The sequence below is a fragment of the Streptomyces seoulensis genome, assembly GCF_022846655.1.
Taxonomy (GTDB): Bacteria; Actinomycetota; Actinomycetes; order Streptomycetales; family Streptomycetaceae; genus Streptomyces.
In genome coordinates this window covers 6,277,894-6,299,287 of sequence record NZ_AP025667.1, presented here as the reverse complement: position 1 = coordinate 6,299,287, position 21,394 = coordinate 6,277,894, and the positions used below count along the sequence as shown (strand labels likewise).

Below are 21,394 nucleotides of genomic sequence, written 5' to 3'. Positions count from 1 at the left end.
AGACGGGCCTTGGTCCGTCCGGACCGCCGAGTGCGGCTGCGGACGTCGGGGCTGGGGTACCGTCAGAAGAACTGTCTTATCAAACTCACTATGGCAGGAGGGACGGGGCGTCACCGCTCCGTGTGGATGGACGTGAAGCGATACTTCCGTGGGCCGGTCATGTGGATCGTGCTGGCCGTCCTTGCCGTGGTCGTGTTGATGCAGGTCGTCGGCAATTCCGGCGGCTACAAGACGGTGGACACCGGCCAGGTCGTGCAGGCGATCAACGACAACAAGATCAAGTCGGCCAAGCTGACCACCGGTGACGAGCAGACCATCAAGGTCACGCTCAAGGACGGCGTCAAGGTCAAGGACAGCTCGAAGATCCAGGCGAGCTACATCGGCGACCAGGGCGTGGCACTCGCCCAGACGCTGCAGAACAAGTACCAGGACAAGCAGATCCAAGAGGGATACACCGTCTCTCCCTCGAAGCAGAGCCCGTTCGTCGGCGTTCTGCTCACGCTGCTGCCCTTCGTCCTGATCGTGGTCGTGTTCCTGTTCCTGATGAACCAGATGCAGGGCGGTGGTTCCAGGGTCATGAACTTCGGCAAGTCCAAGGCGAAGCTCATCACCAAGGACACGCCGAAGACCACCTTCTCCGACGTCGCCGGCTGTGACGAGGCCGTCGAGGAGCTCCACGAGATCAAGGAGTTCCTCCAGGAGCCGGCCAAGTTCCAGGCCGTCGGCGCCAAGATCCCCAAGGGCGTGCTGCTGTACGGCCGCCCGGGTACGGGCAAGACCCTGCTGGCACGCGCCGTCGCCGGTGAGGCCGGGGTCCCCTTCTACTCGATCTCCGGTTCCGACTTCGTCGAGATGTTCGTCGGTGTCGGTGCCTCCCGGGTCCGTGACCTGTTCGAGCAGGCCAAGGCGAACGCCCCGGCGATCGTCTTCGTCGACGAGATCGACGCGGTCGGCCGGCACCGTGGTGCCGGGCTCGGCGGCGGTCACGACGAGCGCGAGCAGACCCTGAACCAGCTCCTGGTCGAGATGGACGGCTTCGACGTGAAGGGCGGCGTCATCCTGATCGCCGCCACGAACCGGCCCGACATCCTCGACCCGGCCCTGCTGCGCCCCGGTCGCTTCGACCGGCAGATCGCGGTCGACCCGCCGGACCTCCAGGGCCGCCTGGAGATCCTCAAGGTCCACCAGAAGGGCAAGCCGGTCGCGCCCGACGTCGACCTGGCCGCCGTCGCCCGCCGGACCCCCGGCATGACCGGCGCCGACCTGGCCAACGTGCTCAACGAGGCGGCGCTGCTCACCGCTCGCGGCGATCAGAAGCTGATCGACAACCACGCGCTGGACGAGGCGATCGACCGTGTGGTCGCGGGCCCGCAGAAGCGGACCCGGATCATGTCGGACAAGGAAAAGAAGATCACCGCGTACCACGAGGGCGGTCACGCCCTGGTCGCGGCGGCCTCGCCGAACTCGGACCCCGTCCACAAGATCACCATCCTGTCGCGGGGCCGTGCCCTGGGCTACACGATGGTGCTCCCGGACGAGGACAAGTACTCGACCACGCGCAACGAGATGCTCGACCAGCTCGCCTACATGCTGGGTGGACGCGCCGCCGAGGAACTGGTCTTCCACGACCCGACCACCGGCGCCGCCAACGACATCGAGAAGGCCACCAACGTGGCCCGCGCGATGGTCACCCAGTACGGCATGACCGAGCGGCTCGGCGCCATCAAGTTCGGTGGCGACAACAGCGAGCCCTTCCTCGGCCGTGAGATGGCCCACCAGCGCGACTACTCGGAAGAGGTCGCGGGGCTGGTCGACGAAGAGGTCAAGAAGCTCATCGAGACCGCGCACAACGAGGCGTGGGAGATCCTGGTCGAGAACCGCGACGTCCTCGACAACCTGGTCCTGGCCCTCCTCGAGAAGGAGACCCTGGGCAAGGAGGAGATCGCCGAGGTCTTCGCCTCGATCCACAAGCGCCCGCCGCGTCCGGCCTGGACCGGCTCCTCGCGCCGTACGCCCTCCACCCGCCCGCCGGTGCTCTCCCCCCGGGAGCTGGCACTGACCAACGGTGCGAACGGCGCCACGCCCGCGATCAGCACGGTCAAGTCCACGACGACCGAGCACGGCCCGGTCCCGGAGCAGACCCCCGAGGACCGTCCCGAGAGCTGACGCTCCCTCGGCCACCTGGCCGGAATGTATGCCGCGCCCCCCGGGTTCTAGCCTGGGGGGCGCGGCATTTCACCATGCCCGCGCGCTGTCCGCACAGGAACGAGGCACCACATGACCGACCCCGTGACGCTGGCCGGAGACGGCAACATCGGCGAGTTCGACGAGAAACGCGCCGAGAACGCCGTCCGCGAGCTCCTCATAGCCGTAGGCGAGGACCCCGACCGCGAGGGCCTCCTGGAGACCCCGGCACGGGTGGCGCGGGCTTACCGGGAGATCTTCTCCGGGCTGCGGCAGCGGCCGGAGGACGTGCTCACGACGACGTTCGACCTCGGACACGACGAGATGGTCCTGGTGAAGGACATCGAGGTATATAGCACCTGTGAGCACCATCTGGTCCCCTTCCGGGGCGTGGCGCACGTGGGCTACATCCCCTCGGTCACGGGGAAGATCACGGGTCTGTCGAAGCTCGCCCGGCTGGTGGACGTGTACGCGCGCCGCCCGCAGGTGCAGGAGCGTCTCACCACGCAGATCGCGGACTCGCTGATGGACATACTCGAACCGCGCGGCGTGATCGTCGTCATCGAGTGCGAGCACATGTGCATGTCCATGCGCGGCATCCGCAAGCCGGGCGCGAAGACGATCACCTCCGCGGTGCGCGGTCAGCTACGGGACGCGACGACCCGCAACGAGGCGATGAGCCTCATCATGGCGCGCTGACGACGCCCGCTTTCCACTCTTCCGGGACCGGTGGCCCTCAGGCCGCCGGTTCCGTGCCCGTCGGGGGAGTGTCGTCGTCCTCGGGGAGGCGGCAGATGCGTTCCAGGAGGATGGCGGCCGCTATGACGGCGAAGCCGGCCAGGACCGCGAAGCCGGCGTAGATGGCCTGGTCGCGGCGGGCGGGGATGTCGAGGAGTTCCAGCAGGAGGACGCCCGTGCCGCCGTAGACGCCGCTGACCAGGGCGGCGACCAGGGCGCTGGCGTGGCCGAAGACGACCGCGCGGGCGGCCATCATCGGGTCGACGCCCTTGGCGTCGGGGCGGCGCTCGCGCTGGGCCTTGAAGCGGGCCCGCAGGGAGAGCGCCGTGGCGAACAGGACCACGGCGATCAGGGCGAGCACGATCGGTGCGGCCACCGGAACGCTGGGCAGGGTACCGAGCGAGTTCCACAGGCGGGCGCCCGCCCAGGACAGGACTCCGGCGACGACGAACACGCCTGCCAGCACCCTGATGCGCAACTGTTTCACGGTGTCCCTCTCGCTCCCCCCGGACCCGTGTCGGGCCGTGGTCGTGTCGACCTTAACGACTACTCGGGCAGTCGGAGTTCCAGATCCGCGCGGGGTTCGACTCCCTCGCGGGTGACGGCCGACAGCAGCCCGGCCACCGCGCCCTGGCCGGGCAGCTCGGCGGCGGGGTCCACGTCGTGCCAGGGGGCGAGGACGAAGGCCCGCTGGTGGGCGCGCGGGTGGGGGAGGGTGAGTCCGGGGTCCTCGGAGGTGACGTCGGCGTAGGAGACGATGTCGACGTCCAGCGTGCGCGGCCCCCACTGCTCGTCGCGGACCCGGTGGAACGCCTCCTCGACGGCCTGCGCCCGCTCCAGCAGGGAGGACGGCGGCAGGGTGGTCTTCAGGACCACGACCGCGTTCAGGTACGAGGGCTGGCTGCCGGGCTCGACGCCCCAGGGCTCGGTCTCGTACACCGGGGAGACGGCCTTGACGCGGACGCCCGGAGTGTCCTCCAGCGCGTCGACGGCGCCCTGGAGGGTCTCCAGGCGGTTGCCGAGGTTGGAGCCGAGGGAGAGCACGGCCCGCTGGGGGTTGTGCAGGGTGGAGTCGGCGTCGTCGACCTTCTGGACGACGGACGCGGGCACCGGCTGGACGGTCGGGTCGCTGTGACCCTTGGTGAAGGGGCGGGTCATGCTCGGCTCCGGAGGATGGTGACGGTCACGTCGTCGAAGGGGACGGTGATCGGGGCGTCCGGCTTGTGGACGCAGACCTCGATCTCCTGGACCCCCTCGTGCTTCAGGCAGGTCTGGGCGATCCGCTCGGCGAGGGTCTCGATGAGGTTGACCGGCTCGCCCTCGACCACGGCCACGACCTCCTCGGCCACGATGCCGTAGTGCACGGTCTTGGTGAGGTCGTCGTCGGCCGCGGCCGGGCGGGTGTCCAGACCCAGCACGAGGTCCACGATGAAGGTCTGGCCCTCCTCGCGTTCCTTGGGGAACACCCCGTGGTGCCCGCGGGCCTTCAGGCCCCGCAGCGCGACACGATCCACGCGAATCACTCCTGCAATCGTCGGGAACGGCCGGTCGCTGCCGCACACGGGCGGCACACCGGCCCTGGACGAATCTACCTGCGCGCACGGACACGGCCGGGCCACGGGGGTGTGGCCCGGCGCCGGTACCGGGAGGGTTCACTTGGTGTTTGCCCTGGGGGAACCGGTCGTGTCCGTCGACTGGTAGCCGCACTTACCCCGGCGAAGGTGATTCCAACCACGTCCCGGTGGTGCGGCGCCCGCCCGCGCGCCCCCTCGCGGAGGGCCCGGATCAGGCGAGCGTGCCGTCGTCGGGGCCGACGCCCTGGTCGCCGTCCTCGTCGTTCTCCTCGTCCTCGTCGGCCGTGGCGAGGACCGGGGAGGCGTGGTGTGACCAGAGCTTCCAGCCCTCGGGGGTGCGCCGGAACACGTTGGTGGCGACGACGAGCTGTCCGACCAGCGGCCCCAGCTCCTCGCCCTCCTCGGGCGCGGGCCCGCCGCTGAGGATGTTCTCGGTGCAGCTCACCAGCGCGGTGTTCCCGGTGACGGAGACGTGCACGTCGGTGAGGAAGAACTGGATGTAGTCGGTGTTCGCCATGATCAGCGCGTACGACCTGAGGACCTCGCCGCGCCCCGTGAGCACCGGCCAGCCGGGGTGCACGCAGGAGACGACACCGGTGTCGGCGGGGTCGTGGTACTCCTCGTCGACGCCTAGGTCGGCGGGGGCCAGCCAGAGCCCGGCCACCTCCTCGAAGTCACCGCGCTCCATCGCCTCGTAGTAGGAGGTGTTGGCGGCCGACACCTCTTCGACGTCGACGTCCGCGGCGCTCACCGGGCGTCCCCCGTGGTGCCGTCGGCCGCGGGGGTGTCGGTGCGGGCGCGTTCTATCGCGCGGGCCACGCGTACCGCGTCCGCCGTGGCGCGGACCTCGTGGACGCGTACGGCCCAGGCGCCGGCCTCGGCGGCGAGGGCGGAGACGGCGGCGGTGGCGGCGTCGCGCTCGCGGGCGGGCGGGGTGGTGCCCCCGGGGCCCGCGAGGACGTGGCCGAGGAAGCGTTTGCGGGAGGCGGCGACCAGAAGGGGGTGGCCCAGGGCGCGCAGCCGGTCGAGGTGGGCGAGGAGGGCGAGGTCGTGCCCGGCCTCCTTGGAGAAGCCGAGGCCGGGGTCGATGACGACGCGGTCCGGGGCGACGCCCGCCGCGAGGACGGCCTCCACGCGCGCGTGCAGCTCGTCGCAGACCTCGGTGACGACGTCCTCGTAGACGCCCTGTACGTTGCCGCCCTCCAGGAGGCCGCGCCAGTGCATGACGACGAAGGGGGCGCCGGTCTCGGCGACCACGGGCAGCATCGCGGGGTCGGCGAGGCCGCCGCTGACGTCGTTGACGAGGGCGGCGCCCGCCGCGAGGGCCTGCTCGGCGACGCGGGCGCGCATGGTGTCCACGGAGACGGTCACGCCCTCGGCGGCGAGTCCGCGGACGACGGGGACCACGCGGCGCAGTTCCTCGGCCTCGTCGACGCGGGTGGCGCCGGGCCGGGTGGACTCGCCGCCGACATCGACCAGATCGGCGCCCTCGGCGGCGAGGTCGAGCCCGTGTTTGACGGCCGCCGTGGTGTCGAACCAGCGTCCGCCGTCGGAGAAGGAGTCGGGGGTGACGTTGACGACGCCCATGACCGCGCAGCGGTCCCACGTCGGAAGACCCGCCACTTCGCCGCGCCCGCTGAGGTTCTTCATACGTTCAGCGTAGGCCCCGAGGGGCATGCCGAATGTGCGCGGGTCCGGACGGAAGGGCCCCTTCCGGACCGCCTCGGCAAGGCGGTCCGGGGCCTGGGGGCCGGTCGGCGCGAGGTGCGCGGGATTGGTCCGGCCGGGTCAGGCCGCCCGTACGCCGCGCTCGGGGGAGGTGTGCGCGCAGGGCCGGGCGGCGGTGCCGCGGCGGCGCCGGAGGAAGCGCGGCAGGGGCAGCGCGAGGTCGACGAAGCCCTCCGCCTGCATGGCGGCGAAGCCGATGCGGGGGAGGTCGGCGGAGGCGCGGTAGACGACGAAGCGTGGTTCCCAGCGGGGCTGGAACTTGGCGTTGAACTTGTACAGCGACTCGATCTGGAACCAGCGGGAGAGGAACACCAGCAGTCCTCGCCAGGCCCGCAGCACCGGCCCCGCGCCGATCTTCTCGCCGCGCGCGAGGGCGGAGCGGAACATGGCGAAGTTGAGCGAGATCCGGGTGATGCCGAACTTGGGCGCGGCCTGGAGGGCGGCGACGATGAGGAGTTCGTTCATGCCGGGGTCGGCCAGCCGGTCGCGGCGCATGAGGTCGAGGGAGGCGCCGTCGGGGCCCCAGGGCACGAAGTGCAGGACCGCCTTCAGGTCGCCGTAGGGGCCGGGGGTCTCGTCCTGCTTGTGGGCGGTGGCGATCAGGCAGTCGCCGTCGGTGGGGTCGCCGATGCGGCCGAGCGCCATGGAGAAGCCGCGTTCGTTGTCGGTGCCGCGCCAGTCCTCGGCGGCCCGCTGGACGCGCTCCAGCTCGGCGCCGGTGAGGTCACGCACGCGCCGTACGCGGGTCTCGTAGCCGGCCCGCTCGATGCGCTTGACCATCTGGCGCACATTGCGCATCGCGCGTCCGGCCAGCGAGAAATCCGCCACGTCGACCACCGCCTCGTCGCCCAGTTCCAGGGCGTCGAGGCCGGTCTCACGGGTCCACACCTCGCCACCCGTCTCCGAGCAGCCCATGACGGCCGGGGTCCAGGAGTGGGCCTTGGCCTCGTCCATGAAGCGCTCGATGGCGCCGGGCCACGCCTCCACGTCGCCGATGGGGTCGCCGCTGGCGAGCATCACGCCGGAGACGACGCGGTAGGTGACGGCGGCCTTGCCGCTGGGGGAGAAGACGACGGCCTTGTCGCGGCGCAGCGCGAAGTGGCCGAGGGAGTCGCGGCAGCCGTGCCGGTCCAGCAGGGCGCGCAGCCTCGTCTCGTCGTCCTCGGTGAGGCGGGCGGCGGGGTGTTCGGGGCGGAAGGCGAAGTAGCTGGTGGTGGCGGCGGTGAGCCAGCCGAGGGCGCCGAGGGAGAAGGCGACGGTCCAGGAGGTGCTGCCCTGGTAGTCGACGGGGCCCTCGAAGCCGAACAGGCCGTAGACGACGTGGGTCAGCCGATCGGCGAGGCTCGGGTCGCCGACGGTCCGCTCGGGGTGGACGCTGACGATGACCAGTCCGAGGACGAGGGAACCGGCGCTCATGAGGATGAGGTTGGCCAGCGCCCGCCAGCGGCTGCGCGGGTCGGGCAGCGCGCCGAACTCGGTGCGGTGGCGCAGCAGCGGCACCAGGAGCGCGACCGAGATGAGCACGCCGAGCAGGGAGTGCCGGTACACGAACTCGGCGACGGCGCCGGCCGGCAGCAGTGCGACGGCGGCTCGCCAGGCGCGGCGCTTGCGGCGTTTGAGGCCGTGTGCGAGCAGAAGCAGCAGCACGCCCGCGCTGAGCGAGAGGGCCGCCGCGAACGGGCCGAAGGAGCCGGGCAGCGCCTCGGCGATGGCGTGCATACGGCTGTGACGGAAGCGCGGGAACACTCCCGCCGCGATGTCGAGCAGGCCGACGAGGGCGCACGCCCTGCCGATCAGGGTGGGGACGGCCTCGGGACGCGGGCCGCGCAGTATGCGCCGCGCCCGGTTCGAACCCCGCGGAACCCCACCCGACAATTCCCCATCTATCCTGACAGACATCGCATCCCGTAGTTCTGCGAGAGACCTTGATACCCGGTGCCGATCGGGCATCCGGTGACATTGCGCCCTCTAGGACGGTGTCTTGGGGAGACAGGTTCCTCCCTCTCCGGAAAGTCGGGTCAAAGGTCGAGGAAAGCCAAGGGCAAATCCGTGCTGCGGTACGGGTGCCCGGGGCGGAAAGCGCAGGCAGGAACAGCCATGGGTCTCACGAGCAACTCACTTCTGGTGCTGGCGGTGGCGGTCGCCGTGGTGCTGTTCGGGATCACGCTGTGGCTGTGGCCGCGCCTGGCCCGGCGGAGCTGGCGTGCGTTCGGCGGCCGGGTGGGCCTGCTGCTCGCCACCCAGTTGGCGCTGATCTGCTCCCTGGGGGTGGCCGCCAACCAGACCTTCGGTTTCTACGCGGGCTGGGACGACCTGCTGGGCCGGGAGACCGACCAGGGGGTGCTCGTCGACCACTCGGCCACCACGAGCACGGGTGGCCCGCTCCAGGTGGTGAGCACCAAGTCGGCTCCGGGCGGTTCCGGTTCGCGCGCCTCGACGGTCGGTCAGGTCCAGAAGGTCGACATCGTCGGCCGGGTCTCCCGCATCGCCACCCCGGCCTACGTCTATCTGCCGCCGGAGTACTTCCAGCCCCGGTTCCGCACCCGTACGTTCCCGGTCTCGGTGGTGCTGACCGGTTACCCCGGCACCGCGCAGGCCCTCGTCACCAAGCTGAAGTACCCGGCCACCGCGCGGGACCTGGCCAAGGACGGGCGGATGCAGCCGATGATCCTGGTGATGATGCGGCCCACCGTGGCACCCCCGCGCGACACCGAGTGCGTGGACATTCCCCAGGGCCCGCAGACGGAGACCTTCTTCGCCCAGGACCTGCCCGAGGCGGTCCTCGCGCACTACCGGGCCGGCACGCGTCCGGGCAGTTGGGGCATCATCGGCGACTCCACCGGCGGCTACTGCGCGCTGAAGATCGCCATGCGCCACCCCGGCGTGTACGCGGCCGGCGCCGGCCTGTCGGCGTACTACAAGGCGCCCGTCGACCCCACCACGGGCGACCTCTTCCACGGCGACCGGAACCTGCGTGATCACGCCGATCTCCACTGGCTCCTGGCGCACGAACCCGCACCCGACACCTCCCTGCTCGTCACCAGCAGCAAGGTCGGCGAACACAACTACCGGGACACCCTGAAGTTCCTTCAGGAGGTGCGCGCCACCGGCCGGACCAGGATCTCCTCCATCATCCTCGACAGCGGTGGCCACAACTTCAACACCTGGCGACGCGAGATCCCGACCGCCCTGCAGTGGCTGAGCGGGCGTCTGAGCGACCGCTGAGCGCGCGGGGCCCGAACCCGGTGAAGCCCTTGGCGTGGCCGGGTTTTTGCGCCGCGAGGGCCCATGAGGCGCCTACGCGCGGTAAGTTTCTGGCCATGCCACGTGGACGCCACCGCCATTCCCCGCCTCTGCACCGGCTGTTGCCTCCCTCGGCGATCGCCGGTGTCGCCGCCGTCTGCGCGCTGGCTCCCTGGGTGCTCTCCGGCCTCGGCGTGCTGCGCGCGCTGGCCGCCCTGGCCGCGCTCACGGCGGTCGGCGGCGCGGTCGTGATGCGCCAGTGGGACGCCCAGGCGGGCAAGCAGGTCGCCGAGCTGACGCGTGCGCGGGTCAGCGACGAATGGCGGTACGACGAACGGGTCGCCGAACTGGAGACCGATCTGGAGGAGTCGCGCGAGCTGCGCGCCAAGCTGGAGCGGCGCCTGCGGGCCAAGCGCGCCGAACTGGCCGGGCTGCGCGGCGAACACGCCTCCCTGCTGCGCCGGTACGCCACGGCCGAGACCGAGCGCGCCACGGCCCTGGAGGGGCGGCGGCTGCTGGAGATCGAGGCGGCCCCGGAATCCGGCACGCTCGCGCTGCCGCCCGCGCCGAGCGCGGAGACGGCCGCCGAGGACCCGGTGGCCGAGCCCGCGGCGGGCCTGTCGGCCATGAGCGCGGAGCTGTACCTGAAGGCGGCGACGGCGCTGGCGCGCCTGGAGCCGGTGCCCGACGAGGACGTGAAGGACGAGCCGGCGGAGAGCGAGGCGGAGGCCGTCGCCAAAGGAGCCCCGGACAGTGAGGGCACCGAGGCAGGCACCGACCTTGCCGACCCCGCCGACCCCGCCGACTCCGCCGACCTCGCCGAGCGGGACGAAGCGGCCGCCGAGGGTCTGGGACCCGTGGACGCCGAAGGGGAAGTGACCGAGGCCCACACGAGCCCGGACGAGACGGCCCCCGAGGAGGACGCGGAGGTGGCGCAGGCGCACACCACCACCGGTACGGCCGTGGTGCCCGCCCAGCCCACCGGGCAGCGTCCCGCCGGGCACTTCACCGTGCCGACCGCCGTCGCCGTCGTACCGGCCGCTCCCTCGCGGCGTCCGCTGGTCGAGGGCGGGTTCGACTTCTTCGGCACGCAGAAGGACACCTCCGAGGCGATGGACGTGCGCAACGAGGATCTGGCCGACGTGGTCGGCCAGGAGGCCCTCGCGCTGCACAAGGCGGACGGCGGGTCCGGCTACAAGCCCGCCGGGGCGCACGGCGTGGGCCAGGTCATCGACCTCACCGCGCACGACGAGACCGAGCACATCGACGTGGAGGGGCTGCGCAGCGCGGTCTCCTGACCGCGCCGCACCCCGCGAGCCCGGCCCTCCCGCACGAAGGAGCGCCGGGCTTGCCCGTTTCCGCCGCCCACGCGCGCGTAGGGGAGACTGGGACGCATGACTGCCACGGAGACCACGGTCGGGATCGGCGGTGCCGCCGAGAGCACCGACATGGTGCTCAACATCGGCCCCCAGCACCCGTCCACGCACGGCGTGCTCCGGCTGCGGCTGGTGCTGGACGGCGAGCGCGTCCAGAGCGCCGAGCCGGTGATCGGCTACATGCACCGGGGAGCGGAGAAGCTCTTCGAGGCCCGCGACTACCGGCAGATCATCATGCTCGCCAACCGCCACGACTGGCTGTCGGCGTTCTCCAACGAGCTGGGCGTGGTCATCGCGGTCGAGCGGATGCTCGGCATGGAGGTTCCCGAGCGCGCGGTGTGGACCCGCACCCTGCTCGCCGAGCTGAACCGGGTGCTCAACCACCTGATGTTCCTCGGGTCCTACCCGCTGGAGCTGGGCGGGATCACGCCGGTCTTCTACGCGTTCCGGGAGCGCGAGGTGCTCCAGAACGTGATGGAGGAGGTCTCCGGCGGGCGCATGCACTACATGTTCAACCGGGTCGGCGGCCTCAAGGAGGACCTGACCGACGGCTGGACCACGCGCGCGCGGGAAGCCGTCGCCGCCGTCCGCTCCCGCATGGACGTCTTCGACGACCTGGTGCTCGGCAACGAGATCTTCCGCGGGCGCACGCGGGGCGTGGGGGCGCTCACCCCCGAGGCCGTGCACGCGTACGGCGTGAGCGGGCCCATCGCGCGTGCCTCGGGTGTCGACTTCGACCTGCGCCGCGACGAGCCGTACCTCGCCTACGGGGAGCTCCAGGACACCCTGAAGGTCGTCACGCGGACCGAGGGCGACTGCCTGGCGCGCTTCGAGGTGCTGCTGGAGCAGACCCACAACGCCCTCGACCTCGCCGACGCCTGCCTGGACCGGCTCGCCGAGCTGCCGCCCGGCCCGGTCAACCAGCGCCTGCCCAAGGTGCTGAAGGCGCCCGAGGGGCACACCTACGCCTGGACCGAGAACCCGCTCGGCATCAACGGCTACTACCTGGTCAGCAAGGGTGAGAAGACCCCGTACCGGCTGAAGCTGCGCTCGGCGTCGTACAACAACATCCAGGTGCTGAACGAACTGCTGCCGGGGACGCTGGTCTCCGACATGGTGGCGATCCTGGGGTCGCTGTTCTTCGTGGTGGGAGACATCGACAAGTAGGTCACAGCGGTGGCTCGGGGAGGCCGGCCGGCTGGAGGAGCCAGCCGAAGTCGCCGAGGCCGCCCGGTGCGGTGAGTTCGGCGGCGGCTCCGGCGCCCGCGAGGGCGCGGACGTAGGCGGCGGGGTCCGTGGTGGCGAGGGCGAGCGGGGGGCGCGCGCCGGTGATGTCGAGCGCGCGCAGGGCCTCGCGCTGGGTGAGCAGGCGCGGGGTGCCGTGGCCGCTCCCGGCCGCCGCGCAGGCGTCCAGCGCGACATGGGCGGTGATGTCGCACGTCCCGTCGGGCACCGGGGCCGTCTCCCGGCCCGCCCGGAACCCGGTGAGCGTCCCGAAGGGCGGGCGCGTGCCGAGGGTGTGCGCGTAGTCCACGGCCACCGCGAGCCCCCGCTGGACCCGGCTCACGGCCGCAGCCCAGGCCCGGTCCCTCGGCAGCCCGATCTCCGCCCGCAGCCCCTCCTCGGCGGCCAGCGGCCACCACCTGGCCAGCCAGTCCGCCTCCGCGCCCGTGACCGGCTCCCCGAGCCGCTCGGTGCCGTCCGGCGCGACCAGCACCAGCCGGGGCACGCCCGCGCGGTCCACCTCGGCCACGTCCACGGGCACGTTGTCCAGCCACTCGTTGGCGAACAGCAGCCCGTCGACGGCCTCGGGCGGCTCCGCCCGCCACTCGATCCGGGCGTCCAGGCCCTCGGGACGGTCCGCGATCTCCACGGCGCACGCGCGCGTACGGCCCGCCACGTCGGCGGGCAGCGCGGCCAGCACCCCCCGGGTCAACTCCCCGCGCCCCGCTCCGACATCCACGAAGTCCAGCACCGCCGGCCGCCCAAGCGCAGCGTCGACCCGGCACAGCAGCGCGGCCACGGCGGCGGCGAACAGCGGGGATGCGTGCACGGAGGTGCGGAAGTGCCCGGCAGGCCCCTCGGGGCGCCGGTAGAACCCGCCCGGCCCGTACAGCGCCCGCTCGGCCGCGTCCCGCCAACCCCGTACGTCCGCCGTCCCAGATGTCTCCCGCACCGGGTCAGACTAGGCGTACAGAGGACCGGGGCATCCACCTTGCGGCGTACGTGTGCCGGGCATGGATCGCCCCTTCGGCTGACCCGGGCACACATCGGGTTTCCCTACGCTGATTACGTGCAGCGTCTCTATGACTTCCTCCGCCGCCACCCGACGTGGGTCGACTGCTTCTGGGCCGTCGTCCTGCTCGGGCTCTCCGGCGTGAGCGTCGTGAACGTGGACGGCACCCCGCACCACCACGGCTCCTACGCCGCGGCGTGGGCCGTCTCCGCGGCCCTGTGCGTGATCCTGGCCCTGCGCCGTCGGCTGCCGGACCTGATGCTGGTGGCGGTGCTGGCCACCGGACTGGCGCAGCTCATCCTGGACGTCGAGCCGATCGTCGCCGACTTCGCGATGCTGGTGATCATCTACACGGTCGCCGCGACCGGCGCCCGCTGGGCGTCCCGGCTGTCGCTGCTCACCAGCCTGGTCGCGGCGTCGCTGGCACAACTGCGTTGGCCGAACGAGCAGGTCAGCGGGCTCGGGCAGATCGCGCTCGCCGTGTTCCAGACCGTGCCGTTCGCGCTCGCCTGGGTGCTCGGCGACTCCATGCGCACCCGGCGCGCCTACTTCGCCCAGCTGGAGGAGCGCGCCGCCCGGCTGGAGCGGGAGCGCGAGGCGCAGGCCAAGGTCGCCGTCGCCGCCGAGCGCGCCCGGATCGCACGTGAGCTGCACGACGTGGTCGCGCACAACGTCTCGGTGATGGTGGTGCAGGCCGACGGCGCCGCCTACGTCCTCGACGCCGCCCCCGACCAGGCCCGCCAGGCCCTGGAGACGATCTCCTCCACCGGCCGCCAGGCGCTGGCCGAGATGCGCCGCCTGCTGGGCGTGCTGCGCACCGGCGAGCACCAGGAGAGCGGGGAGTACGTCCCGCAGCCCGACGTGGAGCAGATCGACGACCTGATCGAGCAGTGCCGCGACGCCGGGCTGCCCGTCGACTTCAAGGTCGAGGGCACCCCGCGCCCGCTGCCCAGCGGGGTCGAGCTGACCGCGTACCGGATCGTGCAGGAGGCGCTCACCAACACGCGCAAGCACGGCGGGCCCGAGGCGGTCGCGAGCGTGCGGCTGGTGTACTTCGACGACGGGCTCGGCCTGCTGGTCGAGGACGACGGCAAGGGCGCCCCGCACGAGCTGTACGAGGAGGGCGGCGCGGACGGCCAGGGACACGGCCTGATCGGCATGCGCGAGCGGGTCGGCATGGTCGGCGGCACCCTGGACGCCGGGCCGCGACCGGGCGGGGGCTTCCGCATCAGCGCGCTGCTCCCGCTGAAACCGGCGCACTGACACCTGTCACGTACACGCCCACCCCCGCACCACACACCAGCAGAAGGACACGGAAGAGGACCCCGATGGCGATCCGCGTGATGCTCGTCGACGACCAGGTGCTGCTGCGCACCGGATTCCGGATGGTGCTCGCCGCCCAGCCGGACATGGAGGTCGTCGCGGAGGCGGGCGACGGCGTGGAGGCGCTCCAGGTGCTGCGCACCACCCCCGTGGACGTGGTTCTGATGGACGTGCGCATGCCCAAGCTGGACGGGGTGGAGACCACCCGGCGCGTCTGCTCGGAGCCCGAGCCGCCGAAGGTGCTCATCCTGACCACGTTCGACCTGGACGAGTACGCGTTCTCCGGGCTGAAGGCGGGCGCCTCCGGCTTCATGCTCAAGGACGTGCCGCCGGGCGAGCTGCTCAGCGCGATCCGCGCGGTGCACAGCGGGGACGCGGTCGTGGCCCCCTCCACCACGCGCCGGCTGCTGGACCGGTTCGCCCCGATGCTGCCCTCGGCCGCGCAGGAACCCCGGCACGCGGAGCTGTCCCGGCTCACCGGGCGCGAGCGCGAGGTCATGATCCTGGTCGCGCAGGGTCTCTCCAACGGCGAGATCGCCGCCCGCCTGGTCCTGTCCGAGGCCACGGTGAAGACCCATGTGGGCCGCATCCTCACCAAGCTGGGCCTGCGCGACCGCGTCCAGGTGGTCGTGCTGGCCTACGAGACCGGCCTGGTCCGGGCGGGCGGCCGCCCCTAGCCCCGGCCGGTCGTACTGGCCTACGAGACCGGCCTGGTCCGGCCGGGCTCAGCGCAGTACGCCCTCGATGAAGTCGCTGCCCAGGCGGGACACGGCGGCCAGGTCCAACTGGTGCTGGACGTACCGGCCGCGTCGGCAACTGGTGATCAGGCCCGCCTTCTTCAGCACCGCCAGGTGCCGGGATATCTCCGGCGCCGACATGCCGTGCGCGTCGGCCAGTTCGCTCGTGCTGTGCGGGCTGCGGGCCAGGTGGCGGCACAGGCGCAGCCGCGTGGGGTGGGCGAGCGCCTCCATGCGGAGGGTGAGCTGCTCGACGGTGGGCGCCTTGGGGCGGGTCGCTTTGGCGGGGTAGGTGATCACGGGCTGCCAGCCGTAGCGGTGCAGCACGATCACGTGCGGCCAGCCGAGGCTGGTGGGCACCAGGACCAGGCCGCCGTCGCCGGTGGCGCCCCGGCCCACCACGAGCTTGTCGACCGTGATGAGCGCGGCCTCCTCGTCCAGCGACACCGCGCCGGAGAGCGAGGAGAGGGCTTCGGCGGGGCCCTTGCGGCGCAGCAGCTCGGTCTTGTGCCGGGCGTCCGCGGCCAGTTGGGGCTGGAGTCGCGCCCAGGTGTCGGCGAAGAACGCCTCGTCGCAGTCGAGCACCAACTGCCGGAACCAGGAGCGGACCGCAGGCGGGTCCTGGAGCAGCCGCCGCGCGAAGCGTTCCTGGACGGCACCGCGCGCGGCGGCCAGGTCCAGGGCGCGGCGGCGCAGCTCAGGGTCGCCCAGCGGGCCGAGGCTCTGCCGGGAGTACTGCGAGTGGCAGGTGAACTCCAGTGCCGCGTCGACGAACTGCTCGTCCGTCAGCTTGTCGAGCAGGTCGAGTTCCTCGGCGAGTGTCCCGCCCGGCAGCCCGCGCCGGCCGGGGAGCCCGGCGAAGGGGGCGAAGACGTCGGAGAACGTGGTGCGCCACAGGAAGTCCGCCTCGCACAGCCGGTCGGCGAGGCACGGGTCGAGCCGGCTGGAGACGGCGGTCACCCAGCCCTGGAGGTCCGGGTGGTGACCGGGCTCGCTGAGCGCGTGCAGGGCCATCCCCAGCTCGGCCAGCGGCGAGGGCACCACGGAGATGCGCTCCGCCGGGAGCCCCTTGATGTCGATGCTCACGCTCATGCGCCCATGGTGCCCCCCACCACCGACAACGCCCCCTGGATTGACGGCTGCCGTCAATCCACGGGACGGGGCGGGCCGGGAGCGGGGCGCCCGGTGAGCTGCGGGCTCCGGGGGCCTGCTCGCCCGCCGGACGCCGTAGCCGCCTCAGCCCAGCCGCCCGGCGAAGTCCACGGCCGCGTCCCGCACGTCCCGTGCCGTCCAGTCCAGGCCCGCCGCGCGTACGCCGGTCTCGGTGACGGCGAGGCCGGGGCCGCGGGAGTCCCAGGCGTCGGCGAACAGCAGGGTGCCGGTCTCCTCGGCCTGCCGTACCGCCGCCTCCGCCAGTACCTCGGCCTCGAACGGCAGCCAGACCTGGAAGTCGTGGGTGTGCGGCACCTCGGGGTGCACCCGCGCCCACGGCAGCCCCGCCGCGGCGAACCCCTCGCGCAGTGCGGCGGCGACCACGCGCGCGTGCCGCACGTACTCGGGCAGCCTCGGCAGCTCCCGTTCCAGCCCGACGAGCGCCGACAGCGCGGTCGGGAACTGCTGGAAGACCATGCCCCCGTACCGGTGCCGCCAGGCCCGCGCCTCCTCGGCGAGGCTCGCGGGGCAGGCGATCGCGGCGCCGCCCAGGCCGCCGAGGGACTTGTAGAACGACACGTAGACGCTGTCGGCCAGCGCCGCGATCTCGTCCAGCGGGCGGCCGAGGTGTTCGGTGGCCTCCCACAGGCGGGCGCCGTCGAAGTGCACCACCGCCTCCCGGTCCCGCGCGGCCTCGACGACCTCGGTCAGCTCCTCCCAGGACGGCAGCATGAACCCGGCGTCGCGCAGCGGGAGTTCCACCATGAGCGCGCCGAAGGGCTCGTCCAGGTCGCGTACGTCGGCTGCCGTCACCGGGCGGGACCCATGGCTCACGGTCACCGGTCGCAACCCGCTGACCTGGCTGAACGCATGCCGTTCATGCACCTCGGGGTGGGACAGGGCATGCAGCGCGACCGCGGGGTTCCCGGTCCGGGCGGCCCAGCAGCGCAGGGCCACCTGCTGGGCCATCGTGCCGGTCGGGAAGAACACCGCGGCCTCGGTGCCGAGCAGGCCGGCGACCCGGCGTTCCAGCGCGGCCACCACCCCGTCGCCGTAGAAGTCGGTGGGTTCGTCCAGGTCGTACACCTCGGGCGCCGCCTCCGTCAGCCGCGTCAGGCGCTCGCGGAGCGTGCCGCGCCAGCCCCCGCGCGACAGCACGCGCGGCGCGCTGCGTATCGCGGCCCTGCGCCGCTCCCGTATCGACGGCCGCTGCTCCTGTCCGTCCTCGCTCGTGTCGCTCATGCGGGGGATCATGCCGCGCCGGGGCGCGCGCGGGCATCCGGTTTCCGGGCGGGCCGGTGCGGCGGCCCACAGCCTGTGGACGACCGGGGGCCGTTCACCGGATAGCGTTAACATGACGAGAAATCGTCCGGTACCCAGATGCGGACTGGAACGGGAAGGCCACGGTCGCGTGAGTACACACCCCTCAGACACCCAGGACCGCCCCGCGCGGCTCACCGTCGGCGTCGTCGGCGCCGGTCGCGTGGGACCCGCCCTGGCAGCGTCCCTCCAGTTGGCCGGGCACCGCCCGGTGGCCGCCTCCGGCGTCTCCGACGCCTCCCGCAGGCGCGCCGAGAAGCTGCTGCCCGGTGTGCCGCTGGTGCCGCCGGCCGAGGTGCTCCGGCGCGCCGACCTGGTGCTGCTCACCGTCCCCGACGACGCCCTGCCGGGCCTGGTCACCGGCCTCGCCGAGACCGGCGCCGTCCGGCCCGGCCAACTGCTCGTGCACACCTCGGGCCGGTACGGCGTCTCCGTGCTCGAACCGGCCCTGCGCGCGGGCGCGCTGCCGCTCGCGCTGCACCCGGCGATGACCTTCACCGGCACACCCGTGGACGTACAGCGCCTGGCGGGCTGCTCCTTCGGCGTCACCGCGCCCGAGGAGCTGCGGCTCGCGGCCGAGGCCCTGGTCATCGAGATGGGCGGCGAGCCGGAGTGGATCCGCGAGGAGAGCCGCCCGCTCTACCACGCGGCCCTCGCCCTCGGCTCCAACCACCTGATCACCCTGGTCGCCCAGTCCATGGAGCTGCTGCGCACGGCCGGGGTCGGCGCCCCCGACCGGATGCTCGGCCCGCTGCTCGGCGCCGCACTGGACAACGCCCTGCGCTCCGGCGACGCCGCCCTCACCGGCCCCGTCGCGCGCGGAGACGCGGGCACCGTCGCCGCGCACATCGCCGAGCTGCGCGAGCACTCCCCGCAGACCGTCGCCGGCTATGTGGCGATGGCCCGCGCGACCGCCGACCGCGCCCTCGCGCACGGCCTGCTCAAGGCCGAACTGGCCGAGGACCTGCTCGGCGTGCTCGCCGACCAGGACACCGGCCCCGGCCCCGGCACGGACGCCGACGGAGACGACGAAGAGAACGGCCCCGAGGGGAACGACCGATGACCACCGCCCTGCTGAGCACCGCCGACGAGCTGCACGCACGCGTGCGCCACGGCCGCCGTGCCGTCGTGATGACCATGGGCGCCCTGCACGAGGGCCACGCCACGCTGATCCGCGCCGCCCGCGAGATCGCCGGGGCGGACGGCGAGGTCGTCGTCACCGTCTTCGTCAACCCGCTCCAGTTCGGCGCGGGCGAGGACCTCGACCGCTACCCGCGCACCCTGGACGCCGACATCGCCCTCGCAGGGCGCGCGGGCGCCGACGCGGTGTTCGCCCCGGCCGTGGACGAGGTCTACCCCGGCGGCGAGCCCCAGGTGCGGATCACGGCGGGCCCCATGGGCGGCCGCCTCGAGGGCGCCACCCGCCCCGGCCACTTCGACGGCATGCTCACCGTTGTCGCCAAGCTGCTGCACCTCACCCGGCCCGACGTGGCCCTGTTCGGGCAGAAGGACGCCCAGCAGCTCGCGCTGATCCGGCGCATGGTCCGCGACCTCAACTTCGGCATGGACATCGTCGGCGTGCCCACCGTCCGCGAGGAGGACGGGCTCGCCCTGTCCAGCCGCAACCGCTACCTCGCCCCCGAGGAGCGCGCCACCGCCCTCACCCTGTCCCGCGCCCTGTTCGCGGGCCGTGACCGGCACGCGGCGCAGGAGGCCCTTCGCGCGAGGGCCCTGGAAGTGCCGTCCACGCACGCGCGTGCGGAGGCGCTGAGCGCCATAGGCGAGTCGCGTGCGGCCGCCGACGCGCACGCCGTGGCCACCGCCGCGCCCGGCGGCCCGGCGGCCGTCCGCGCGGCCGCCCGCCAGGCCCTGGACGAGGCCGCCCGCTTCGACCCGCCGCTCGCCCTGGACTACCTCGCCCTGGTCGACCCGGCCGACTTCACCGAGATCGCCGACGACTTCACCGGCGAGGCCGTGCTCGCCGTCGCCGCGCGGGTCGGCTCGACCCGCCTGATCGACAACATCCCGCTCACCTTCGGCAGCCCTGGAGCAGCCTCGTGACCAGCACCGGCATACGACTGCACGCGCCAGCCCCCGGCTGGTCCATCCCGGCCGACGTCGTGGTCGTCGGCTCCGGCGTGGCCGGGCTGACCGCCGCGCTGCGCTGCGAGGCGGCCGGCCTGACGACGGTCGTCGTCACCAAGGCCCGCCTGGACGACGGCTCCACCCGCTGGGCGCAGGGCGGCATCGCGGCCGCCCTGGGCGACGGCGACACCCCCGAGCAGCACCGGGACGACACCCTGGTCGCGGGCGCGGGCCTGTGCGACGAGGACGCCGTACGCCTCCTGGTCACCGAGGGCCCCGACGCCGTACGGCGGCTGATCGCCACCGGCGCCCGGTTCGACACGGACGACGCGGGCGCCATCCAGCTCGCCCGCGAGGGCGGCCACCACCGCCGCCGCATCGCCCACGCGGGCGGCGACGCGACCGGCGCGGAGATCTCCCGCGCGCTGGTCGACGCCGTCCGCACGCGCGGGCTGCGCACCATCGAGAACGCCCTCGTACTGGACCTGCTCACCGATGCCGAGGGCCGCACCGCCGGAGTGACCCTGCACGTCATGGGCGAGGGCCAGCACGACGGTGTGGGCGCCGTGCACGCGCCCGCCGTGGTGCTCGCCACCGGCGGCATGGGCCAGGTGTTCTCCGCGACCACCAACCCCTCGGTGTCCACCGGCGACGGCGTGGCGCTGGCGCTGCGCGCGGGCGCCGAGGTCAGCGACCTGGAGTTCGTGCAGTTCCACCCGACGGTGCTGTTCCTCGGCCCGGACGCGGAGGGCCAGCAGCCGCTGGTCTCCGAGGCGGTGCGCGGCGAGGGCGCCCACCTGGTCGACGCCGACGGCGTGCGCTTCATGGTGGGGCAGCACGAGCTGGCCGAGCTGGCGCCGCGCGACATCGTCGCCAAGGGCATCACGCGGCGGATGCTGGAGCGGGGTGCCGAGCACATGTACCTCGACGCCCGGCACTTCGGCGCCGACATGTGGGAGAACCGCTTCCCGACCATCCTGGCCGCCTGTCGGGCCCACGGCATCGACCCGGTCACCGAGCCCGTCCCGGTGGCACCGGCCGCCCACTACGCCTCCGGCGGCGTCCGCACCGACGAGCGGGGCCGCACCACGGTCCCCGGCCTGTACGCGTGCGGCGAGGTCGCCTGCACCGGCGTGCACGGCGCCAACCGGCTCGCCTCCAACTCCCTGCTCGAAGGGCTCGTCTACGCCGAGCGCATCGCCGCCGACATCACGGCCGAGCACGCCGGGAACGGCCTGCACGCGCGCGTGCCCGCCCCCGTCCCCCACTCCGGCACGCCCACGCACCCGCTGCTTGCGCCCGAGGACCGGCTCGCCGTGCAGCGGATCATGACCGAGGGCGCGGGCGTGCTCCGCTCGGCCGGCTCCCTCGAACACGCGGCACGTCGGCTGGAGGAGCTGCACACCCGCGCCAGCGACACCCTGGACGGCGAGGGCAAGACCGCCGAGCCCGGCGTCGACACCTGGGAGGCCACCAACCTCCTGGACGTGGCCCGCGTCCTGGTCGCCGCGGCGACGCTGCGCGAGGAGACCCGGGGCTGTCACTGGCGCGAGGACCACGCCGACCGCGACGATCTCCACTGGCGCCGCCACCTGGTGGTGACCCTGCGGGCGGACCGTTCGCTGGCCGTACGCACCACCGAGAGCGCAGACTTCCCCCCTACCCGGTGACACCTCTGTCCACCGGGTGAAACCGCGT

Annotated in this window: 19 protein-coding genes; 10 read left to right on the top strand and 9 right to left on the bottom strand. The window is 72.9% G+C overall.

Annotated features, from left to right (window positions below):
• Positions 1 to 126 precede the first annotated feature (126 nt).
• Positions 127 to 2,166, top strand: a complete 2,040-nt coding sequence (ftsH, locus tag HEK131_RS28970; protein ID WP_217465124.1) for an ATP-dependent zinc metalloprotease FtsH — start codon at positions 127 to 129, stop codon at positions 2,164 to 2,166.
• Between the two features lie 111 nt (positions 2,167 to 2,277).
• A complete protein-coding gene (gene folE, locus HEK131_RS28965; RefSeq protein WP_244337757.1) occupies positions 2,278 to 2,883 on the top strand; it encodes a GTP cyclohydrolase I FolE in 606 nt (201 codons plus the stop codon).
• 37 nt (positions 2,884 to 2,920) lie between these two features.
• Here the strand turns inward: folE and HEK131_RS28960 are convergent, their stop codons facing one another.
• The 6 genes from HEK131_RS28960 to HEK131_RS28935 all read right to left on the bottom strand — a co-directional run bounded on the left by HEK131_RS28960 (position 2,921) and on the right by HEK131_RS28935 (position 8,099).
• Positions 2,921 to 3,409, bottom strand: coding sequence for a DUF3180 domain-containing protein (locus tag HEK131_RS28960; protein ID WP_161149094.1), 489 nt, complete (start codon positions 3,407 to 3,409; stop codon positions 2,921 to 2,923).
• 59 nt (positions 3,410 to 3,468) lie between these two features.
• A complete protein-coding gene (gene folK / locus HEK131_RS28955; protein WP_161149093.1) occupies positions 3,469 to 4,080 on the bottom strand; it encodes a 2-amino-4-hydroxy-6-hydroxymethyldihydropteridine diphosphokinase in 612 nt (203 codons plus the stop codon).
• The gene (folB, locus tag HEK131_RS28950) at positions 4,077 to 4,436 is read right to left on the bottom strand and encodes a dihydroneopterin aldolase (protein ID WP_161149092.1); all 360 of its coding nucleotides are present in this window, start codon (positions 4,434 to 4,436) and stop codon (positions 4,077 to 4,079) included. The genes folK and folB overlap by 4 nt, the downstream gene beginning before the upstream one ends.
• 271 nt (positions 4,437 to 4,707) lie before the next feature.
• Positions 4,708 to 5,247, bottom strand: a complete 540-nt coding sequence (locus HEK131_RS28945) for a nuclear transport factor 2 family protein (protein WP_161149091.1) — start codon at positions 5,245 to 5,247, stop codon at positions 4,708 to 4,710.
• Entirely contained in the window at positions 5,244 to 6,146 is a 903-nt protein-coding gene (gene folP / locus HEK131_RS28940) for a dihydropteroate synthase (RefSeq protein WP_217465126.1), read from the bottom strand. Before folP ends, HEK131_RS28945 begins: the two co-directional genes overlap by 4 nt.
• Positions 6,147 to 6,284: 138 nt before the next feature.
• Positions 6,285 to 8,099, bottom strand: coding sequence for a phosphatidylglycerol lysyltransferase domain-containing protein (locus HEK131_RS28935; protein WP_244337755.1), 1,815 nt, complete (start codon positions 8,097 to 8,099; stop codon positions 6,285 to 6,287).
• Between the two features lie 222 nt (positions 8,100 to 8,321).
• On the opposite strand from HEK131_RS28935, the gene HEK131_RS28930 reads away from it, so the two are divergent.
• The 3 genes from HEK131_RS28930 to HEK131_RS28920 all read left to right on the top strand — a co-directional run bounded on the left by HEK131_RS28930 (position 8,322) and on the right by HEK131_RS28920 (position 12,010).
• Positions 8,322 to 9,449, top strand: coding sequence for an alpha/beta hydrolase (locus tag HEK131_RS28930; RefSeq protein ID WP_244337753.1), 1,128 nt, complete (start codon positions 8,322 to 8,324; stop codon positions 9,447 to 9,449).
• 95 nt (positions 9,450 to 9,544) lie between these two features.
• Positions 9,545 to 10,765: a hypothetical protein gene (locus tag HEK131_RS28925; protein WP_244337751.1), complete on the top strand. Its 1,221-nt coding sequence runs from the start codon at positions 9,545 to 9,547 to the stop codon at positions 10,763 to 10,765.
• Between the two features lie 96 nt (positions 10,766 to 10,861).
• Positions 10,862 to 12,010, top strand: a complete 1,149-nt coding sequence (locus tag HEK131_RS28920) for an NADH-quinone oxidoreductase subunit D (RefSeq protein WP_217465130.1) — start codon at positions 10,862 to 10,864, stop codon at positions 12,008 to 12,010.
• A gap of 1 nt (position 12,011) precedes the next feature.
• Here HEK131_RS28920 and HEK131_RS28915 read toward each other — a convergent pair whose 3' ends face one another.
• Positions 12,012 to 13,019: an SAM-dependent methyltransferase gene (locus HEK131_RS28915; RefSeq protein ID WP_244337749.1), complete on the bottom strand. Its 1,008-nt coding sequence runs from the start codon at positions 13,017 to 13,019 to the stop codon at positions 12,012 to 12,014.
• A 117-nt stretch (positions 13,020 to 13,136) separates the two neighbouring features.
• On the opposite strand from HEK131_RS28915, the gene HEK131_RS28910 reads away from it, so the two are divergent.
• Both HEK131_RS28910 and HEK131_RS28905 read left to right on the top strand, forming a co-directional pair.
• Positions 13,137 to 14,342 carry a sensor histidine kinase gene (locus tag HEK131_RS28910; RefSeq protein ID WP_217465132.1) on the top strand — a complete coding sequence of 402 codons (1,206 nt, stop codon included), beginning with the start codon at positions 13,137 to 13,139 and terminating at the stop codon, positions 14,340 to 14,342.
• 65 nt (positions 14,343 to 14,407) lie between these two features.
• Complete coding sequence (locus HEK131_RS28905) at positions 14,408 to 15,079, top strand: response regulator (RefSeq protein WP_217465133.1); 672 nt, start codon at positions 14,408 to 14,410, stop codon at positions 15,077 to 15,079.
• Positions 15,080 to 15,127: 48 nt separating this feature from the next.
• Here HEK131_RS28905 and HEK131_RS28900 read toward each other — a convergent pair whose 3' ends face one another.
• Together HEK131_RS28900 and HEK131_RS28895 are read right to left on the bottom strand one after the other, a co-directional pair.
• A complete protein-coding gene (locus HEK131_RS28900) occupies positions 15,128 to 16,231 on the bottom strand; it encodes a DUF5937 family protein (RefSeq protein WP_217465134.1) in 1,104 nt (367 codons plus the stop codon).
• A 144-nt stretch (positions 16,232 to 16,375) separates the two neighbouring features.
• The gene (locus tag HEK131_RS28895) at positions 16,376 to 17,533 is read right to left on the bottom strand and encodes a threonine aldolase family protein (protein WP_244337747.1); all 1,158 of its coding nucleotides are present in this window, start codon (positions 17,531 to 17,533) and stop codon (positions 16,376 to 16,378) included.
• A gap of 112 nt (positions 17,534 to 17,645) precedes the next feature.
• Between HEK131_RS28895 and HEK131_RS28890 the strand changes: the two genes are divergently transcribed.
• From HEK131_RS28890 to HEK131_RS28880, 3 genes are read left to right on the top strand one after another with little or no spacing between them, the layout of a single operon-like run.
• Complete coding sequence (locus HEK131_RS28890) at positions 17,646 to 18,674, top strand: Rossmann-like and DUF2520 domain-containing protein (protein ID WP_254641992.1); 1,029 nt, start codon at positions 17,646 to 17,648, stop codon at positions 18,672 to 18,674.
• Entirely contained in the window at positions 18,671 to 19,672 is a 1,002-nt protein-coding gene (gene panC / locus HEK131_RS28885) for a pantoate--beta-alanine ligase (RefSeq protein WP_244337745.1), read from the top strand. Before HEK131_RS28890 ends, panC begins: the two co-directional genes overlap by 4 nt.
• Complete coding sequence (locus HEK131_RS28880) at positions 19,669 to 21,366, top strand: L-aspartate oxidase (RefSeq protein ID WP_244337743.1); 1,698 nt, start codon at positions 19,669 to 19,671, stop codon at positions 21,364 to 21,366. Before panC ends, HEK131_RS28880 begins: the two co-directional genes overlap by 4 nt.
• Positions 21,367 to 21,394: the final 28 nt, after the last annotated feature.